Raw genomic sequence first — 18005 nt, forward strand, 5'->3', positions numbered from 1 at the left:
CATGCCAAAACGTAACGACCTACAGAGCATCCTGATCCTCGGCGCCGGCCCCATCGTCATCGGTCAGGCCTGCGAATTCGACTACTCCGGCGCCCAGGCGTGCAAGGCCCTGAAAGAAGAGGGCTACCGCGTCATCCTGGTGAACTCCAACCCGGCCACCATCATGACCGACCCGGAGATGGCCGACGCCACCTACATCGAGCCCATCACCTGGGAAGTGGTGCGCGAGATCATCAAGAAAGAGCGCCCGGACGCCATCCTGCCCACCATGGGTGGTCAGACTGCGCTGAACTGCGCCCTGGCGCTGGAGCAGCATGGCGTGCTCAAGGAGTTCGGTGTCGAGATGATCGGCGCCACCGCCGACGCCATCGACAAGGCCGAGGATCGCTCCCGCTTTGACAAGGCCATGCGCAGCATCGGTCTCGAATGCCCCCGTGCCGGCATCGCCCACAACATGGAAGAGGCCTGGGGCGTGCAGCAGATGGTGGGCTTCCCCTGCATCATCCGTCCCTCCTTCACCATGGGCGGCTCCGGTGGCGGCATCGCCTACAACACCGAAGAGTTCGTCGAAATCTGCGAACGCGGCCTGGATCTCTCCCCCACCAAGGAGCTGCTCATCGACGAGTCGCTCATCGGCTGGAAAGAGTACGAGATGGAAGTGGTGCGGGATCGCAACGACAACTGCATCATCGTCTGCGCCATCGAGAACTTCGACCCCATGGGCATCCACACCGGTGACTCCATCACGGTCGCGCCAGCCCAGACGCTGACCGACAAGGAGTACCAGATCATGCGCAACGCCTCCATGGCGGTGCTGCGCGAGATCGGCGTCGAGACCGGCGGTTCCAACGTCCAGTTCGGCATCAACCCCAAAGACGGCCGCATGGTCATCATCGAGATGAACCCGCGGGTGTCGCGCTCCTCTGCGCTGGCCTCCAAGGCGACCGGCTTCCCCATCGCCAAGATCGCCGCCAAGCTCGCCATCGGTTACACCCTGGACGAGCTGATGAACGACATCACCGGCGGTCGCACCCCGGCCTCCTTCGAGCCGGCCATCGACTACGTGGTGACCAAGGTGCCGCGCTTCAACTTCGAGAAGTTCGCCGGTGCCAACGACCGTCTGACCACCCAGATGAAGTCCGTGGGTGAAGTGATGGCCATCGGCCGCAACTTCCAGGAGTCCCTGCACAAGGCCCTGCGTGGTCTCGAGACCGGCAAGACCGGCTTCGACCCCATGGTTGACCTGAACGCCCCCGACTCCCTGACCCGCATCCGTCACGAGCTGCAGGATGCCGGTGCCGAGCGCATCTTCTACATCGCCGACGCCTTCCGCGCCGGTCTCTCCATGGACGGCGTGTTCAAGCTGACCAAGATTGACCCCTGGTTCCTGGTGCAGATTGAAGAGCTGGTGAAACTGGAAGAGCAGGTGAAAGAGCGCGGCATGGCCGGTCTTGACGCCGACTTCCTGCGTGCCCTCAAGCGCAAAGGCTTTGCCGACGCGCGTCTGGCCAAGATCCTCGGCGTGGCCGAAGGGGAAGTGCGTAAATTGCGTGCCCGCCACAACATCTTCCCGGTCTACAAGCGGGTCGATACCTGCGCGGCCGAGTTCGCCACCAACACCGCCTACATGTACTCCAGCTATGACGAGGAGTGCGAGGCCAACCCCACCAACCGCGACAAGATCATGGTCATCGGTGGCGGCCCGAACCGTATCGGTCAGGGCATCGAGTTCGACTACTGCTGCGTACACGCGGCCCTGGCCCTGCGTGAAGACGGTTACGAGACCATCATGGTCAACTGCAACCCGGAAACCGTCTCCACCGACTACGACACTTCCGACCGTCTCTACTTCGAGCCAGTCACCCTGGAAGACGTGCTGGAAATCGTGCGGGTCGAGCAGCCCAAGGGCGTCATCGTCCAGTACGGCGGCCAGACTCCGCTGAAACTGGCGCGGGCATTGGAAGCCAACGGCGTGCCGGTGATTGGTACCAGCCCGGATGCCATCGACCGCGCGGAAGATCGCGAGCGCTTCCAGTCCGCCGTCGAGCGCCTGGGGCTCAAGCAGCCGGAAAACGGCACCGTCACCGCCCTGGAGCAGGCCGTGCAACTGGCCACGCGCATCACCTACCCGCTGGTGGTTCGCCCCTCCTACGTGCTGGGTGGCCGCGCCATGGAAATCGTCTATGACGAGCAGGACCTGCGCCGCTACTTCGCCGAGGCAGTGAGCGTCTCCAACGAGTCGCCTGTGCTGCTGGACCGCTTCCTGGACGACGCCACCGAGGTGGACGTGGACGCCATCTGCGACGGCGTTGACGTGGTCATCGGCGGCATCATGGAGCACATCGAACAGGCCGGCATTCACTCCGGTGACTCCGCCTGCTCCCTGCCGCCCTACACCCTGTCCAAGGCGATTCAGGACGAGATGCGCGAGCAGGTGCGCAAACTGGCGCTGGAACTTGGCGTGGTCGGTCTGATGAACGTGCAGTTCGCGGTGAAAGACAACGAGATCTACCTCATCGAGGTGAACCCCCGTGCCGCCCGTACCGTGCCCTTCGTCTCCAAGGCCACCGGCGCTCCGCTGGCCAAGATTGCCGCACGCGTCATGGCCGGTCAGAGCCTGAAAGAACAGGGCTTCACCACCGAGATCATCCCGCCCTACTACTCGGTGAAGGAAGTGGTACTGCCGTTCGCCAAGTTCCCGGGTGTGGACCCGCTGCTGGGGCCGGAAATGCGCTCCACCGGTGAAGTCATGGGGGTGGGCAGCAGCTTCGCCGAGGCCTATGCCAAGGCGCAGCTGGGTGCCGGTCACCAGGTGCCGAGCGAAGGTCGCGCCCTCTTGTCCGTGCGTCACGGCGACAAGGAGCGGGTGGTCAACCTGGCCGCCAAGCTGCTGGAGCTGGGCTATGACCTCGACGCCACCCACGGCACCGCCGTGACCTTGGGCGAGGCGAGCATCAACCCGCGTCTGGTCAACAAGGTGCACGAGGGGCGTCCGCACATTCTGGATCGCATCAAGAATGGCGAGTACACCTACATCGTCAACACCGCCGAGGGTCGTCAGGCCATCCAGGATTCCAAGCAGCTGCGCCGCGGCGCCCTGCAGCACAAGGTGGCCTACACCACCACGCTGCACGCGGCCTTCGCCACCTGCATGGCCATCAGTGTCGATGCCACCGCCAACGTCAACTCGGTGCAGGAGCTGCACGAGAGGGTGAACAACCGCTAAGAGCACCGGCAGCACGCTGCCCGCTCGATGCACGCAAACCCCGCCAGCGATGGCGGGGTTTTTTTATTGCCTGCGCCCGGCCACTCCCGGTGGGGGCGCCAGCAAGGAAGATGGGTGAGATGGCGGATAATGCATCATGGGTGGTGATACTCACCCCTTTATTGGAGATTCACTGCATCCATATTGCTGAATTGGTATGATGGGGTGCAATCTTCGCAATCTCTCGCCCCCACGACCTCCCTATACTGGGTGCTCATACAAACAAGGTCGTCTGCGCCGACACACCGAAAGGTGGCGTGCGAGAGGATCAGCGCCCGCAGCCCGATCCGGCTGCCGTGGCCGGCCCCGGTGACCGACGGGGGCCGCAGGAAAACCGGTCGCGGGGTTACCGCCGCGCGACTCGTCAGGGACGGTGTTACCGCACCAACCCGCTTCCCCTCCTTGCCCCACCCGCCTGTCGGCCCGGTCGTCCGGCGCCTCGCCCATCCGTCAAGGGAATCTGAATATGAGCTTCGATCATCGCAAATACCGCCGTGCCCCCGTGATCAACCTGGCGGATCGCCAGTGGCCCAACCGGGTACTGGAGCGGGCACCGCTCTGGTGCGCCGTGGACCTGCGCGATGGCAACCAGGCGCTGGTCGAGCCCATGACGGTGGCCCAGAAGCTGCAAATGTGGGCGCTGATGACCCACATCGGTTTCAAGCACATCGAGGTGGGCTTCCCGGCGGCCTCCCAGCCCGACTTCGATTTTGTGCGCGAACTCATCGAGCGCAACCTCATCCCCGATGACGTCACCATCCAGGTGCTGGTGCAGGCGCGCGAAGATCTGATCGCCCGCACCTTCGAGGCGCTCAAGGGGGCGAAGCGGGCCATCGTTCACGTCTACAACTCGGTCAACCCGACCCAGCGCAACTATGTGTTCAACTCAGGCAAGGACGGGGTCAAGGCCATCGCCGTGCAGGGGGCGCGCTGGGTGAGGGAGTATGCGGCCCGCAATCCGGGCACCGAGTGGAGTTTCCAGTATTCTCCGGAGAGCTTCAGCAGCACCGAGGTGGAGTTCGCCGTCGAGGTGTGTGACGCCGTCATCGACGAGTGGCGTGCCGCTGCCCGTCCCATGATCCTGAACCTCCCCGCCACGGTGGAGGTGAGCACCCCCAACGTGTTTGCGGATCAGGTGGAGTGGTTCTGCCGACACCTCAAGGCGCGATCCGAGGTGAGCATCTCTATCCACACCCACAACGACAGAGGCTGCGGGGTGGCCGCCGCCGAGCTGGCGGTGCTGGCGGGGGCGGATCGCATTGAGGGCACCCTGCTCGGCAACGGGGAGCGCACCGGCAACATGGACATCGTCACCATGGCCATGAACCTCTACAGCCAGGGGATTGACCCCGAGCTGGACCTGTCCGACATGGATGCCATCGTCGCCACCGTGGGGGCCTGCACCCAGATTGCCCTGCACCCGCGCCACCCCTATGCCGGCGAGCTGGTCTACACGGCGTTTTCCGGCAGCCACCAGGACGCCATCCGCAAGTCTCTCGCGGCAGAAAAACCGGATCACTACTGGGACGTGGCTTACCTGCCCATCGATCCTGCCGATCTCGGTCGCAGCTACGAGGCGGTGATCCGCATCAACAGCCAGTCCGGCAAGGGAGGGGTGACCTATCTGCTGGAGCGTGACCTCGGTCTGCAACTGCCGCGCTGGCTGCAAATCGACTTCAGCCGCCGGGTTCAAGCCGAGGCTGAGGCGAGCAGCAGCGAAATCAGCCCGGAGCAGATCCGCACCCTGTTCGAGCAGCACTATCTTGAGCCGGCCCACGGCTATCGCATCGGGCGCTTCCAGCTCGGTCATGACAGTCAGGAGAGCCTGCGCCTGGAGTTGCAGACCCCCCACGGCACCCTGCAATTGTGTGGTGAAGGGGAGGGTGCCATCACGGCCCTGGTCAACGGCTGGCAGCGTCAGACCGGCATGCACATCGATGTGCTGGATTACTCCGAGCATGCGCTCACCGCCGGCACCGAATCCCGCGCCGCCGCCTATGTGCTGCTGAGCGTCGAGGGCACCCGGATGTGTGGCGTCGCCGTCGGTCGCGACGTGGTCAACGCCTCCCTGCAGGCGGTGATCAACGGCGCCGCCCAGCATCAGGCCCTGCGCCAGAGCGCCTGAGGCGGCACTGCCCACTTGCCGTGAGGACGAGCAGGGAAGGGCCGCCCGCCCCGATGTCACGGCAGATCGCGCCGTCCCCGTTGCAACAATCCCCTGACCCCTATGGTGAGGGGATTGTTTTTTATGGAAAAATCGGCCCACAATATCAGTGATTTGCCACCAGGAATGCCGTCGGGGTTCGCTGGCGATGGCAGCCAACGGCTGCCATTCGGGATAGAAGACATGCGCGCTTGGAGCCCAAAACATGATGAAGACTCCCCTCAGGTTATCCGTTCACCCCGCCCGGTTCTTCTCGCTTCCTCCCTGCCGTCGTCTCGCGCTGGTGAGCCTGCCCTGTCTGTTGCTGCTGACGGGGATCCTGGCCGGGGTCAGCTTTGATCCCCTGGCAGAGCACAACCTCTATACCGTCGGGGCTCTGGCCGAAGCGCTCAACGTGCTGACTCTGCTGTTCATGTTCTGGGTAGTGCAGTGTGCCCAGATCACCTTGAGAACCTATCTCTCCCTCACCGGCGGGCTGACCCTCTGGCTCGTTTCCGGCGTCATCGATCTGATGGATGAAGTCTATTTCCAGCCCTGGTGGCTCTCCACGGTGGAAGACAGCCTGCGCACGATCGGCATGCTGGCCTCGGCCTGGGGTGTGCTGCTGATGGTGCAGCAGATGTATGGCACCCAGATGCGGCTCTCCTCTCTCGCCATGTCAGACGAGCTGACCGGGCTCTCCAATCGCCGCGCGTTTCGCGCCGTGCTGGAGGCGCACGGAGAGGAGGGGACGCCGCTCCTGCTGCTGGATCTCGATCACTTCAAGCTGATCAACGATCGCTATGGCCACGCCATCGGCGACAATGTGCTGCGTGAATTCAGCACCCTGCTGCGCCAGCTCTGCCCATTGGATGGGGTGGTGGCACGCCTTGGGGGAGAGGAGTTTGCCATCTGGCTGCCCGGCATGACGGGCGACAAGGCCCGTGCGCTGGCGGAGCAGATAAGGTGCGCGACCGAAGAGCTGGTCTCAGGTGACGGGGTAAGATTCACCGTGAGCCTTGCCCTGGGCATCAGCCAGAGCGGGGAGGGGGTGGATGCCCTGCTCCAGCGCACCGATCTCGCCCTCTATCAGGCCAAGCACCTGGGACGCAACCGGGTGGAGCTGGCGTGATGACGCCAGGGAATGCCGCAGCCAGCGGGCCAGCCGGTTCATCCGCCTTCATCTTGTCAGACTTGTTCCCTACAATGTCCGCCTCCATGCATTCGAGCCCTCTCATTCGCGATGAGGGGCAGGTCCCGCTCTTCAGGAAGCCTTCATGATCCCCTCTCACTCCTTGTTTGATGCCCATTGGCGCTGGCTGTCACTGCTTTCCCTTGCCCTGCTGTCGGGTTGTGCCAGCGAGCCTCCCGCCCCGACCAGCCCGGCGACGCCGGCGGGGCGCCCCATTCCCAAGGCGATGCAGCCGCAAAAACCGGCCGACATGAAGAGCCGCATCGTGCGCTTCCTGCCGCGCAGCGTGGTGGACAAGCCAGGCTGGGCCAATGACGTGGTGACGGCGCTCACCACCCAGGGGCTGACGGTGAGCGATCACAACGTCTGCAGCGTGCTGGCGGTGGCGGAGCAGGAGGCGACCTATCAGGCGGACCCCGTGGTGCCCAACCTCAACAAGATTGCCTGGAAGGAGATCAATGCCCGGGCCGGCAAGCTGCTCATCCCCGAGTTCATGGTGCGCACGGCCCTCTCCATCCAATCCCCCACCGGCAAGAGCTATGCCGAGCGCATCGACAAACTTCGCACCGAGCGGGAGATGAGCGAGATCTTCGAAGACATGACAGGCAGCGTCCCCATGGGCAAGCAGCTCTTTGGCAATCTCAACCCGGTACGCACCGGCGGCCCCATGCAGGTGAGCGTCGCCTTTGCTGAGGCCAACGCCCGTGGCTACCCCTATCCCGTGAAGGAGTCCATTCGCCACGAGGTGTTCACTCGTCGCGGCGGCATCTGGTTTGGCACCAAACACATCTTCGGCTATCCCGCGGACTACCCGGATACCCTCTATCGCTTCGCCGACTTCAATGCGGGCTGGTACGCGAGCCGCAATGCGGCCTTCCAGGCGGCGGTAAGCCGGGTGAGTGGCAAGCCCCTGGCCCTGGATGGGGATCTCATCCGCTACGACTCGGATCTGCCCGGCAAGACCGAACTCGCGGTCCACAGCGTCGCCAGCCGCGTCAACATGAGCAAGCAGGCCATTCACCAGAGCCTGAAGCTGGGGGACAGCAGCGACTTTGCCAAAAGCGATCTCTACCACAGGGTCTTCGCCCTGGCCGACAAACAGGCCGGGACACGGCAACCCCGCGCCATCTTGCCCGGTATCCAGCTAAAGAGCCCCAAGATCACCCGCAATCTCACCACCGCCTGGTTTGCCAAGCGGGTGGATGAGCGCGAGCAGCGCTGCGTGCAGAAGATGGCAACGATCCGCTGATTTGCTGAAATAACAAAGGCGGCCAATTGGCCGCCTTTGTTTTATGCCTCCGTCGTTCAGCCTTCCCATCTACTTCATCAGCGCTCTGGTCCCCCTGCATGTGGGGAATTCATGGCATCCCCAGAACGGTTTTCCCTTGTTGTCACCTCTACCGGCAGTGCGCAATACCATGGTGCTGCCACATCTGGGGCAGATCGGGGGTGGATTGTCCGGTGGCGATACGCTCTGTGAGGGTGGGTTTGCAACTGATTGCCTGACAGGTTCGCGGGTGGAAACATGGTTGGCGGATGGGTCGGCATGACGAGTCTTGAGCTGGGTGACATGCTGTCTGTGAGTCTGCCAGTTGGCGGCAAGTCGCCCTTGTTGAATGGTGTCGACAACGTGAGCGACCTCGCTCTCGGCCAATACCGGCGTGGTTATACCCTTGACGTAGCGAATGAGCCCGCGGTTCATCACGTTCTGCGGCATAGGGGTCTTGAAGGTGCAGTCGCCGATAAAGAAGATGACGGAGTGAAGCTGGTTGTCTGAGAGCCCCAGCAGGGATTTGAGGGTCATCATGTGCAGGTGGTTCTGATGCAGCGGGTTCTGGAAGCTGTGCTTGCGGCGATAGATCTGCTGGGTCCAGCTTTTCTGGGTCGGGTTGCCGAATATCCAGCCCTTCATGTTCTTGGTCTCAATCACGAATAGCCCGAAGCGAGAGACGATCACGTGATCGATCTGAGTGCTGCCCTGGGGGGTGGGCAGGGTCACGTCCTTGAGCAGGCGATATTCCCGCTTGTCGAGAAATAGCCGAATACAGAGATTGATAAACCACTCCCCGACCATCCCTTTGAACCAGGCCGTTTTGAGCAGGGTGGCAATCAACAGCAGTGGCAGGAGAAACCAGAGCTGAGTCAGCAGCGGCGCTATGGCAGCAGTGATATCCATGTGATTTAGCCTTCACAGATCCCGGTCAGGGATGGGTCTCGATGGGGATGATGCTGCGACACTTGGGGTATTCGGGGCAGCCCCAGAAGCTGTTACCCTTGGTATCTCCCCGTTTGCTGGTCCTCAGTACCATGGTTGTGCCGCATTTTGGACAAACCGGTGCTGTACCTGCATGGGCGGCCACGTTGTCCTGCGGGTCACTGTCGCTTGCGACGCGCTCCAACGTGATGCGCACCTCCTCGCTCACCCGAATAATGCGCTGAGCTTCATCGTAGGCATCGCGGTACAGCTCACTGTCATCCGCCCGCCGGATCAACACCCCCATCTCGTTGTTGTTCACCTGGCTGAATTCGTAGAGGTTCAGGCTGGTGACAATGCACATCTCCTCATTGAGGTAGCACTTGGCATGGAGATTTTTGCAAAAGCTGGTGCGGATATAGGTGAGCTCCTTGAGCCAGCTGATCTCTTCCGGTTGGAGTTCGCTCTTGCCATAGACGATCCGCACATCGATCTTGAGCCGGTTCTTGTCGGTCAGCAGCTCCTTGATCCTGTCATTGAGTTTGAGAAAGGGGCTGATCAGGATTAACCGCTCCTTGGCATCCTTTATCAGCTCTTCGAGGAAATAGTTGGTTGCGCTGGTATTCAGAAATTTGGCCATAACAAGCTCCCTGTCCCTGGAAATGTCATGTGTTCTCTGCTCAACAGTAGGTAGTCAGCCTGACCACAATCCCCGGCGTGGTTCTGCTTTACGTCTTCACCCACCGTCCGTATCCCCATGCTAGGAGATACAGGTGGGACCTCATAGCGGCAATGGAGTCAAATGTGCGTTCAGTCAGAGATTTGGTGATGGGGACGGTTCATGTCGCCTTGCTGCGCTAGAAACTCATCGCCAGTCCGATGGAGTAGCCGCTGGTACTGTTGCTGAACATATAGCGGGCCACCAGCCGGGTGCGGGTGATGAAGATGTCGTACTTGCTGCTGTCGAGTTCGAGGCCAAGTCCCAGGGAGTTGAGGCTGTTGAAACCGAGCTGCCCCCGTTGCTGCCCCAGGTATTCGGTTCTGGCCCCTTCCAGCACGTAGCGAAGGGGCCTGTCCAGCAGGGTCCAGTGCCACAGGGGGGCGCGGCGGCGCAGGTAAAGCCCGAGGTTTTCCGCATCGGCCTGACCGCTGACGCTCTCGGCGGTGCCGGTGAAGCTTTGCAGATGCTGGTAGGAGTAGCGCAGCTCGGCATCGATGTCCTGGGCGGCGGAGAAGAGTTCATAGTCCAGCATCAATGAGCCGCCGAGGCCATAGACATTGAGGGTGCCGCCGTCGAGGAAGTCCAGATTCTGGCCACTCCTGTGCTCGAGCAGGGCGGCCCCGATGCGAAGGTCGCTGGCCACCGTGCCCAGGGTGACATTGGCGATGGGCCGCAGCACCAGATTGCCACCAAAGCGATCCCGGTGGACGCCGATATCCCAGCCGATGCCGCCGGTGGCGCTCAGGCTGTTCCATTTGGTGGGTATGGTGCGGGTCTCGTTGCCATCGGTGAACACAAACTGGGGATCGTAGCGGCTGTAACCCAGGGTGCCCTCCAGATAGAGGGGAACATCCTCGCTCAGGGTGGCGCCACCCCCGAACTGGGTGATGGTGAGGGCGGAGGTGTCGTTGGTGCCGCTGCCGATATTCAGGTTGCTGGCGGTGATATCCGGCACCACGGCGTAGCTCATCAGGGAGACGACGGCGTTGGCGCGCTGTTGAACCAGGCTCTCGTCGCTGGCACGGGCCTTTGTCACAAGACCGGCAGAGACGCCGGCAATAACCGCCAGCAAGGAAAGTGTGTGAAAAGAGAGCTGTCTTGCCATACCTGGCTCCATGAGTACCCCATCCATTGGGGCATGTTCACACTGTAACGGGTTTCATCTGGCTTGGCAGCCTGGCAAGGGCCGACCCGTCCTGTTTTGGGGTGTGCGCATTGGCCTGATGGGCCAAGCTGCCCTCGCTTTGGCGGGGGCAGGGGGGGCGAGAAGGGTGAACCGCTGGGCAGAAATCACAGACATTAATTTATTGTTCAGTTCCCCGGGTGTATAAGAGGCCTCCCATACGAACATTGGGGTGGTAGCAGGGATGGATTACCAGACGGGGCCTTCGGGTCATCATGACGAATGCGCATTACGTTGATGGGAGTCACACCAGATGCAGGACATGCTGCTTGCCATATGGCATCAGGATTTTGATCAGCTTATACAAATGCAGGCAATCGGTCTGCTCGTCACCTGTCTGGTGGTGATCCTCTTCCTTGAATCGAGCTTCGTCTTTCTGCCCCTGCCCGGTGACAGCCTGGTGCTGCTGGCGGGCGGTCTGGTGGGCATGGGGGTGCTGGGGCCCGAGGTGACCTTGCTCTATCTGCCGCTCGCGGCCGGGATAGGGAGCGTGCTCGCCTACTGGCAGGGGCAGGCACTGCATGGCACCCGTTTCATGGGCCATGTGGAGCGAATGATCCCGGAAGGGAGCCTGCCCAGGGCCTCCCGACTGCTGGATCGTTACGGCTTCTGGGCCATGTTCGTGTCCCGTTTCATCCCCTTCGTGAGAGTGTTGACCCCCATGTTGATGGGAGTCTCCCGCCTGCACCTGCTGCGGGTGGCCGTGGCGAGTTTTGCCAGCGCCTTCCTCTGGTCCCTGGTGCTGAGCATGGCCGGCAAGATGGTGATGGCGACCCCGGTCTTTGCCCATCATCAGGAGCTGCTGACCAAGTGCCTGCTTGTCACCTCTTTCGGGTTGTTCGTCATCGCGGTGGCGGCCATCGGCATGCGGCTGCTCAAGCGTCCGAGCAAGCGGGTGCGCTGATCTCACTGCCCGGGCTGCGCCTGCTGCCGCGTCTGGCGGGCGCAGCCCCCGGAAAAATACAGACCATTTGAGGCGGCATTCCTGCCGCCTATCTGTTACACTTCGCGCCCGCCATTTTCCGGCTCATCTTCTGATCTGATGTCAGACCCAGCCGTCCTTGGCTTCACGCCTCGCCGATGCCAGGCCACACGCCGGCCCAGGCCACCCACGCCAACTACAGCTCCGCTGGAACACAGGAACCCAACATGAGATTTGAATCGTTCGATTTTGCCCCCGAGATTTTGCGCGCCATCTCAGATTGCGGTTATCAGGAGATGACCCCTGTGCAGAGCCAGGCCATCCCGGCCATTCGCCGTGGCCGCGATGTGCTGGCCAGTGCCCAGACCGGTACCGGCAAGACAGCCGCCTTTGCGTTGCCCATCCTGCAACGCCTGGTAGACAACCCGGCGCCGGTGCAGCCTTCCAATGCCCGCGTGCTGATCCTGACCCCGACCCGCGAGCTGGCGGCCCAGGTGGCGAGCAATATCAACGATTTTGCCAAGTATCTTGATATCACTACCCTCACCATCGTGGGTGGTGGCAAACAGGATGTGCAGGCCAAGAAGCTCAAAGCGGGCGCACACATCATAGTGGCCACCCCTGGCCGTCTGCTCGAGCACCTCACCGCCTGCAACCTGAGCCTCTCCGGGGTCGAGACCCTGGTGCTGGACGAGGCGGATCGCATCCTCGACATGGGCTTTAGCGCCGATGTGCAGCAGATCCTGCAGGCGGTCAACAAGACCCGCCAGAACCTGCTCTTCTCCGCCACCTTCTCCGAGGCGGTGAAAAAGCTGGCCAACCTCATGCTGGACAAACCCCAGGTGGTGGCCGTCGACAAGCAGAACTCCACTGCCGACACCGTGAGCCATACCGTTTATCCGGTGGAACAGAAGCGCAAGCGCGAGCTGCTCTCCGAGCTTATCGGCAAGCAGAACTGGCAGCAGGTGCTGGTGTTTGCCAGCACCCGCGAGAGTTGCGATGAACTGGTGGAGGAGCTCAACCTAGACGGCATCAAGTCTGCCGTGGTGCACGGTGACAAGGCCCAGGGGAGCCGTCGCCGTGCCTTGCGTGAATTCACCGAAGGCAAGCTGCGGGTGCTGGTGGCCACCGAGGTGGCCGCCCGCGGCCTGGACATTCCGAGCCTGGAATACGTGGTCAACTATGATCTGCCGTTCCTCGCGGAAGATTACGTGCACCGTATCGGCCGAACCGGTCGCGCTGGCAAGAGCGGCATGGCCATCTCCTTCGTCAGTCGCGAGGAGGAGCGCACCCTGCTGGAGATCGAGGCCCTCATCGGCCAGAAGATCCGCCGCATCATGGTGCCGGGTTACGAGGTGAGCAGCCGTGACGACCTCATCAAGCAGTTGCAGGAGCGCCGCCGCTTCGGCAAGCGCCCGCAGCGTGAAGACAATGCCGCCGCCCAGGCCATGGCCGAGGCGAAACTGCAAGGTCAGCGCCTCAAGCGTCTGGCGGCGGCCAAGAAGCCCCGTCAACCGAAATAAGGCAACGTCGCACCCTCCCGGTCGGGGAGGGGCGTTTACTCTCCAAAGGCGCCACTGGCGCCTTTGTGCTGTCGATGACGCGGCCCCTGGCCGCCCCGTTTCAAGAGGATCCGAGATGACCCTTCCTGCTTACAATCAGGCCCTGCTCGAGATGGCCCGCCAGAGCCTGGCGGAGCTGGAGCGCACCGCTGCCCAGAAGACGGGCAAACGCACCCCCGCCCAGGAGAGCCACTTTCTCTGTACCTGGATGGCGGATTCTCTCAAGGAGAAACGCTTCTCCCGGCTGGTGATGGAGGATCTCAAGGCCTGGGTGCAACTGGGGCGGACGCTGGGGGCGGGGGCCGATCTCAAGGGGCTGCTTGAGCGGGTGCAGCGCCAGTATGAGCGTGCCATGCATGAGCCGGTACAGCTGGGGGCGCGCCTGGCCGATCTGCTTTTGGTGCTGGAGGGGGCGGGCTGGCTGGTGTTCACTGACAGCGAACTGCACACCCGGCAGCGGCTGCTGAGCCAGGGGCAATCCAGCCTGATCATCTCGGCCAGCGAGTATCAGGGCCATATCGAGGGAGGTGAGCTGGTCAAGCCCCTCACCCTCTATGTGCGCGGGGACGAGCAGGTACTGGCCGAGGCGGCATTTGCCCGGGGCCTGCTGCTGAGCCAAGGCAACAAGAAAACCACCCTGGTCAAGCACCACAAGGCCTATCGGCTGATGCCGGGCAACGCGCAGCCTGCCCTGGCGCTGCTGTCCTCCTGATCCCGCCTTCTCATCCCGTCACCCGGCCCTGCGCCGGGTTTTTTTATGGCAAATGCACCCCACGGGGTTGCCTGCACGCTCGGGCCGGGCGGGCAATCTTTGTCGCAGCCAAGGGGCTCCCCCTCTGATGGGGGGCGTCCCCCATATGGAGGGATGGTGGGGTGGTGCTTCTGCTCTAGGGTGGATGGGCCCCAAAGAGGGCCTTAAAGGAAGCAGACCGCCTGACAAGGCGACACTCAATGAATGAGGAAACATGATGAAAGCGACTCCAATTGCCCTGTTGCTGGCCGGCGTGCTGGCGTCCCCGCTCTGCGCCGCCGGACTCGATGCCCGGCTCACCCTGGTGGAGGGCAGCACAGACGATGTGCGCGTCAACCTGACCCTGACCAACACCGGGGAGAAGCCGGTTCGTCTGCTCAAATGGCAACTGCCGGGCAGCGAGGATGCTCCCCTGTTCCAGGTGGAGCGTGACGGCCAGCCGGTGGATTACGAAGGGGCCCTGATCAAGCGGGCCGCACCGAGTGACAAGGACTACCAACTGCTCAAGGCGGGCCAGAGCCTGACAGTGCAGGCGGAGGTCTCCGGTCTCTACGACATGAGTGCCCAGGGCCAGTACAGCATCCGTTACCTGCTGCCGACCGTGGCGCAGGAGGGGAAAGCGGCCAAGGCCAAACAGGCCCAGGCGAGCGAGTCCAATGCCGTGACCCTCTGGGTGGACGGGGTGAGCGACGATCGGGTGCTGGCCAAGGCGGCGGTGGCCGAGCCCCAGGCGGTGAGCGCCTCGGTCAGCTTCAGCGGCCGTTGCACCAACACCCAGAAGAGCGACATCCTGGCGGCGCTCGATGCCGCGAGTGGCATCGCCAACAACTCCAGCAGCTACCTCGCGGTGGACAAGCCGAATGGGCAGCGCTACCGCAGCTGGTTTGGCGCCTATGACGCCACCCGCTGGAACCAGGCCGAGACCAACTTCAGCAAGATCAAGGATGCCATCGACAACAAGCCGCTCACCTTCGACTGCGGTTGCAAGCAGAGCTACTTTGCCTATGTCTATCCGGACCAGCCCTACAAGGTCTATCTGTGCAAGAGCTTCTGGACAGCGCCGGTCACCGGGACCGATTCCCGCGCCGGCACCATTGTCCACGAGCTGAGCCACTTCAACGTGGTGGCGGGCACCGACGATCTGGGATACGGTCAGGCCAATGCGCGCAATCTGGCGAGCACGGATCCCCAGAAGGCCCTGAACAATGCCGACAACCATGAATATTTCGCCGAGAATACCCCGAGCGAAAATTGAGTTGCAAACAGGGGCCGGATGGCCCCTTTTTTGACGGAGGCACCATGATGACACTCTTGCTTACCACCCTGGCACTGGCGCCCTTGCAGTGCGAGCTGTCGGTCAGCGCAGAGAGCGGGGTGAACGAACCCCTGCCCCTGGTGATGACCCTGACCAACCGGGGGGAGACGCCCCTCGAGGTATTGACCTGGTTCACCCCCTTCGAGGGGTGGTTTGCCGATGCCATCGACCTGACCCGCGATGGGCAGCCGCTGGACTATCGAGGGCCGCTTGCCAAGCGAGGTACCCCCGGGGACGGCGACTTCCTGCACCTGGGGGCGGGGGAGCAGAGCCAGGCCGATGCAGACCTGGCGCAGGCCTACGATCTGTCCCAACCGGGCCGCTACCGGCTCAGCTATCGTGCCCAGCCCCTGACGCTGACCAAGGGCGTGGCGCCCAGCTGCCCCGCCATCGACTTTACCCGGGTGGCCCCCTAGGCGATCTGCTGCTTGCCCTTGGTATCCAGCAGCCCGACGGCGCGGGGGGCCACCGCCAGACCGCGTGACGATTGGCTTTCCCGCCAGCAGCAGTGCACCAGCGTGATCACATGGTGAGCCAGGGTGTTGTCTTTATCCGGATGACGCAGGGGATGGGCCACCGAGTGGGTCGATAGCAAAATGATGAACATGAGGGGCGGTCCAGCCATGCCATGCACCGGGCCGACTCGTTTACACCGTCAAGGAGGAGACATGGCACTGGAACAACTGAAACGGGAGCTGGAGCGCTTTGGCGAGCAGAATGACGGCGCGCAACACTCCCGTGGCAGCAAGATGCTCAACATTACCCGCGACACCGGCGAACTGCTGGCGGTGCTGGTGCAGACGAGGGGGGCGCAGGCTGTGCTGGAGATCGGCACCTCCAACGGTTACTCCACCCTCTGGCTGGCCGAGGCAGTGAAACGGCTGGGGGGCCGGGTCACCACCATCGAGCTGGACGAGGGCAAACGGACCATGGCGGCGACCAACTTTGAGCGGGCCGGGCTCACTCCCTGGATTGAGCAGTTGGCGGGGGAGGCCGGCAGCCTGTTGCCCTGCCTGCCGACGGCGGGCTATCAGCTCATCTTCCTCGACTCCGAGCGCCGCCACTACCAGGCCTGGTGGCCCGAGATCCAGCGCCTGCTTGCCCCTCGTGGCCTGCTGGTGGTGGACAATGCCATCTCCCATGAGGACGAGATGAGGGAGTGGATGGCACAGGTGCGGCGTGACCCCGATTTCCTGACTTCCCTGGTGCCGGTGGGCAAGGGGGAGTTTCTGGTGGTGCGGTGCTAGAGCGCAGCACCAAAGCCAGGCATAAAAAAACAGCCCCGCACGAGCGGGGCTGTTTGCATGGCTGCTTGGTTATGGCGGCAGATCACACGGCCAGGTAGTCCATGATCCCTTCGGCCGCCTTGCGACCCTCATAGATGGCGGTCACCACCAGATCCGAGCCGCGCACCGCGTCACCACCGGCGAACACCTTGGGGTTGCTGGTCTGGAAGGCGTACTCGGCCTTCTCGGGCGCCTTGATGCGATCCCGGCCGTCGAGCTCGACGCCGTGCTCTGCCATCCAGGGTTGGGGGTTGGGCTGGAAGCCGAACGCCATCACCACCGCATCGGCGGGCAGCACCTGCTCGGAGCCTTCAATGACTACCGGATTGCGGCGGCCATTGGCATCGGGGGCGCCGAGCTCTGTGCTCACCACCTTGATGCCGCAGGTGCGGCCGTGAGCGTCCAGTTCGACCCCGACAGGTTGCAGGTTGAACATGAATTCCACCCCTTCCTCCTGGGCGTTTTTCACCTCCCGCTTGGAGCCCGGCATGTTCTCGGCATCCCGGCGGTAGGCGCAGATCACCCGATCGGCCCCCTGGCGGATGGCGGTGCGCACGCAGTCCATGGCGGTGTCGCCGCCCCCCAGCACCACTACCTGCTTGCCGGCGAAGTCGATGTAATCGGCTTGCGCCTTCTCAAAGCCCAGCAAGCGATTGGCGTTGGAGATGAGGTAGGGCAGGGCGTCATAGACCCCCGGCGCCTCTTCGTTGGCAAAGCCGCCCTTCATGTACTTGTAGGTGCCGACCCCGAGGAAGACCGCATCGAACTCGCCGAGCAGGTCGGCGAAGGTGACGTCACGGCCCACTTCGGTCTCGAGGCGAAACTCCACCCCCATCCCCTCGAAGATCTCGCGGCGGCGCTGCATCACCTCTTTCTCCAGCTTGAAGGAGGGGATACCGAAGGTGAGCAGGCCGCCGATCTCCGGGTACTTGTCGAACACCACAGGGGTGACGCCATTGCGTGCCAGCACGTCGGCACAGGCAAGGCCAGCTGGGCCCGCGCCAATGACGGCGACCCGCTTGCCTGTCTTGACCACCTTGGAGAGATCCGGGCGCCAGCCCATCTCGAACGCCTTGTCGGTGATGTATTTTTCGATGTTGCCGATGGTCACGGCGCCGAATCTGTCGTTGAGGGTGCAGGCACCCTCACACAGTCTGTCTTGCGGGCAAACGCGGCCACATACCTCCGGCAGGCTGTTGGTCTGGTGGGAGAGCTCCACCGCCTCCAGAATGCGTCCCTCGTTGGCCAGCTTCAGCCAGTTGGGGATGTAGTTGTGTACCGGGCACTTCCACTCGCAATAGGGGTTGCCGCAGTCGAGGCAGCGATCTGCCTGCATGCCGACCTGGGCCTGGTTGAAGGGCTCGTAGATCTCCACGAACTGGATCTTGCGGATCTTGAGCGGCTTCTTGGGCGGGTCGACCCGCTGGACATCGATAAACTGGAATACGTTCTGGCTCATAGGGTTCCCTCC

General features: G+C 62.8%; 15 protein-coding genes. 10 read left to right on the top strand and 5 right to left on the bottom strand.

From position 1 onward, the window contains the following. Position 1 precedes the first annotated feature (1 nt). The 4 genes from carB (at position 2) to C3418_RS07810 (ending at position 7849) form a co-directional block, all read left to right on the top strand. The gene (gene carB, locus C3418_RS07795; protein WP_103242930.1) at positions 2-3226 is read left to right on the top strand and encodes a carbamoyl-phosphate synthase large subunit; all 3225 of its coding nucleotides are present in this window, start codon (positions 2-4) and stop codon (positions 3224-3226) included. Between the two features lie 505 nt (positions 3227-3731). Beyond that, the gene (gene leuA / locus C3418_RS07800; RefSeq protein WP_103858271.1) at positions 3732-5390 is read left to right on the top strand and encodes a 2-isopropylmalate synthase; all 1659 of its coding nucleotides are present in this window, start codon (positions 3732-3734) and stop codon (positions 5388-5390) included. A gap of 244 nt (positions 5391-5634) precedes the next feature. Then, complete coding sequence (locus C3418_RS07805) at positions 5635-6540, top strand: GGDEF domain-containing protein (RefSeq protein ID WP_052130408.1); 906 nt, start codon at positions 5635-5637, stop codon at positions 6538-6540. Positions 6541-6685: 145 nt separating this feature from the next. After that, positions 6686-7849, top strand: coding sequence for a DUF1615 domain-containing protein (locus tag C3418_RS07810; protein ID WP_181023077.1), 1164 nt, complete (start codon positions 6686-6688; stop codon positions 7847-7849). Between the two features lie 69 nt (positions 7850-7918). Here C3418_RS07810 and C3418_RS07815 read toward each other — a convergent pair whose 3' ends face one another. The 3 genes from C3418_RS07815 to C3418_RS07825 all read right to left on the bottom strand — a co-directional run bounded on the left by C3418_RS07815 (position 7919) and on the right by C3418_RS07825 (position 10620). Then, a complete protein-coding gene (locus tag C3418_RS07815) occupies positions 7919-8776 on the bottom strand; it encodes a nuclease-related domain-containing protein (protein ID WP_103858272.1) in 858 nt (285 codons plus the stop codon). Between the two features lie 25 nt (positions 8777-8801). Beyond that, positions 8802-9434 carry a topoisomerase DNA-binding C4 zinc finger domain-containing protein gene (locus C3418_RS07820; RefSeq protein ID WP_052816477.1) on the bottom strand — a complete coding sequence of 211 codons (633 nt, stop codon included), beginning with the start codon at positions 9432-9434 and terminating at the stop codon, positions 8802-8804. Positions 9435-9651: 217 nt separating this feature from the next. Further along, the gene (locus C3418_RS07825; protein ID WP_181023078.1) at positions 9652-10620 is read right to left on the bottom strand and encodes a hypothetical protein; all 969 of its coding nucleotides are present in this window, start codon (positions 10618-10620) and stop codon (positions 9652-9654) included. Between the two features lie 331 nt (positions 10621-10951). On the opposite strand from C3418_RS07825, the gene C3418_RS07830 reads away from it, so the two are divergent. From C3418_RS07830 to C3418_RS07850, 5 genes are all read left to right on the top strand, one after another. Further along, positions 10952-11602: a DedA family protein gene (locus tag C3418_RS07830; protein ID WP_039040377.1), complete on the top strand. Its 651-nt coding sequence runs from the start codon at positions 10952-10954 to the stop codon at positions 11600-11602. A 245-nt stretch (positions 11603-11847) separates the two neighbouring features. Next, positions 11848-13143: a DEAD/DEAH box helicase gene (locus C3418_RS07835; RefSeq protein WP_010675179.1), complete on the top strand. Its 1296-nt coding sequence runs from the start codon at positions 11848-11850 to the stop codon at positions 13141-13143. A 115-nt stretch (positions 13144-13258) separates the two neighbouring features. Beyond that, the gene (locus C3418_RS07840; protein ID WP_103858273.1) at positions 13259-13894 is read left to right on the top strand and encodes a DUF2913 family protein; all 636 of its coding nucleotides are present in this window, start codon (positions 13259-13261) and stop codon (positions 13892-13894) included. A gap of 253 nt (positions 13895-14147) precedes the next feature. After that, positions 14148-15188, top strand: coding sequence for a M35 family metallo-endopeptidase (locus C3418_RS07845; RefSeq protein WP_029314738.1), 1041 nt, complete (start codon positions 14148-14150; stop codon positions 15186-15188). Positions 15189-15232: 44 nt separating this feature from the next. Further along, positions 15233-15664 (top strand): hypothetical protein, encoded by a 432-nt coding sequence (locus C3418_RS07850; RefSeq protein ID WP_041213092.1) that lies wholly within the window; start codon positions 15233-15235, stop codon positions 15662-15664. Here C3418_RS07850 and C3418_RS07855 read toward each other — a convergent pair. After that, entirely contained in the window at positions 15661-15855 is a 195-nt protein-coding gene (locus tag C3418_RS07855; RefSeq protein ID WP_103858274.1) for a hypothetical protein, read from the bottom strand. The two genes, C3418_RS07850 and C3418_RS07855, sit on opposite strands and share 4 nt — an antisense overlap. A gap of 61 nt (positions 15856-15916) precedes the next feature. On the opposite strand from C3418_RS07855, the gene C3418_RS07860 reads away from it, so the two are divergent. Continuing rightward, positions 15917-16495, top strand: coding sequence for an O-methyltransferase (locus tag C3418_RS07860; protein WP_103858275.1), 579 nt, complete (start codon positions 15917-15919; stop codon positions 16493-16495). Between the two features lie 82 nt (positions 16496-16577). Here C3418_RS07860 and C3418_RS07865 read toward each other — a convergent pair whose 3' ends face one another. Then, on the bottom strand, positions 16578-17993 hold the full coding sequence (locus C3418_RS07865) for an FAD-dependent oxidoreductase (protein WP_039040371.1): 1416 nt from the start codon (positions 17991-17993) through the stop codon (positions 16578-16580). Positions 17994-18005: the final 12 nt, after the last annotated feature.

This window comes from Aeromonas sp. ASNIH8, assembly GCF_002919855.1.
In the GTDB taxonomy this organism is placed as follows: Bacteria; Pseudomonadota; Gammaproteobacteria; order Enterobacterales; family Aeromonadaceae; genus Aeromonas; species Aeromonas caviae.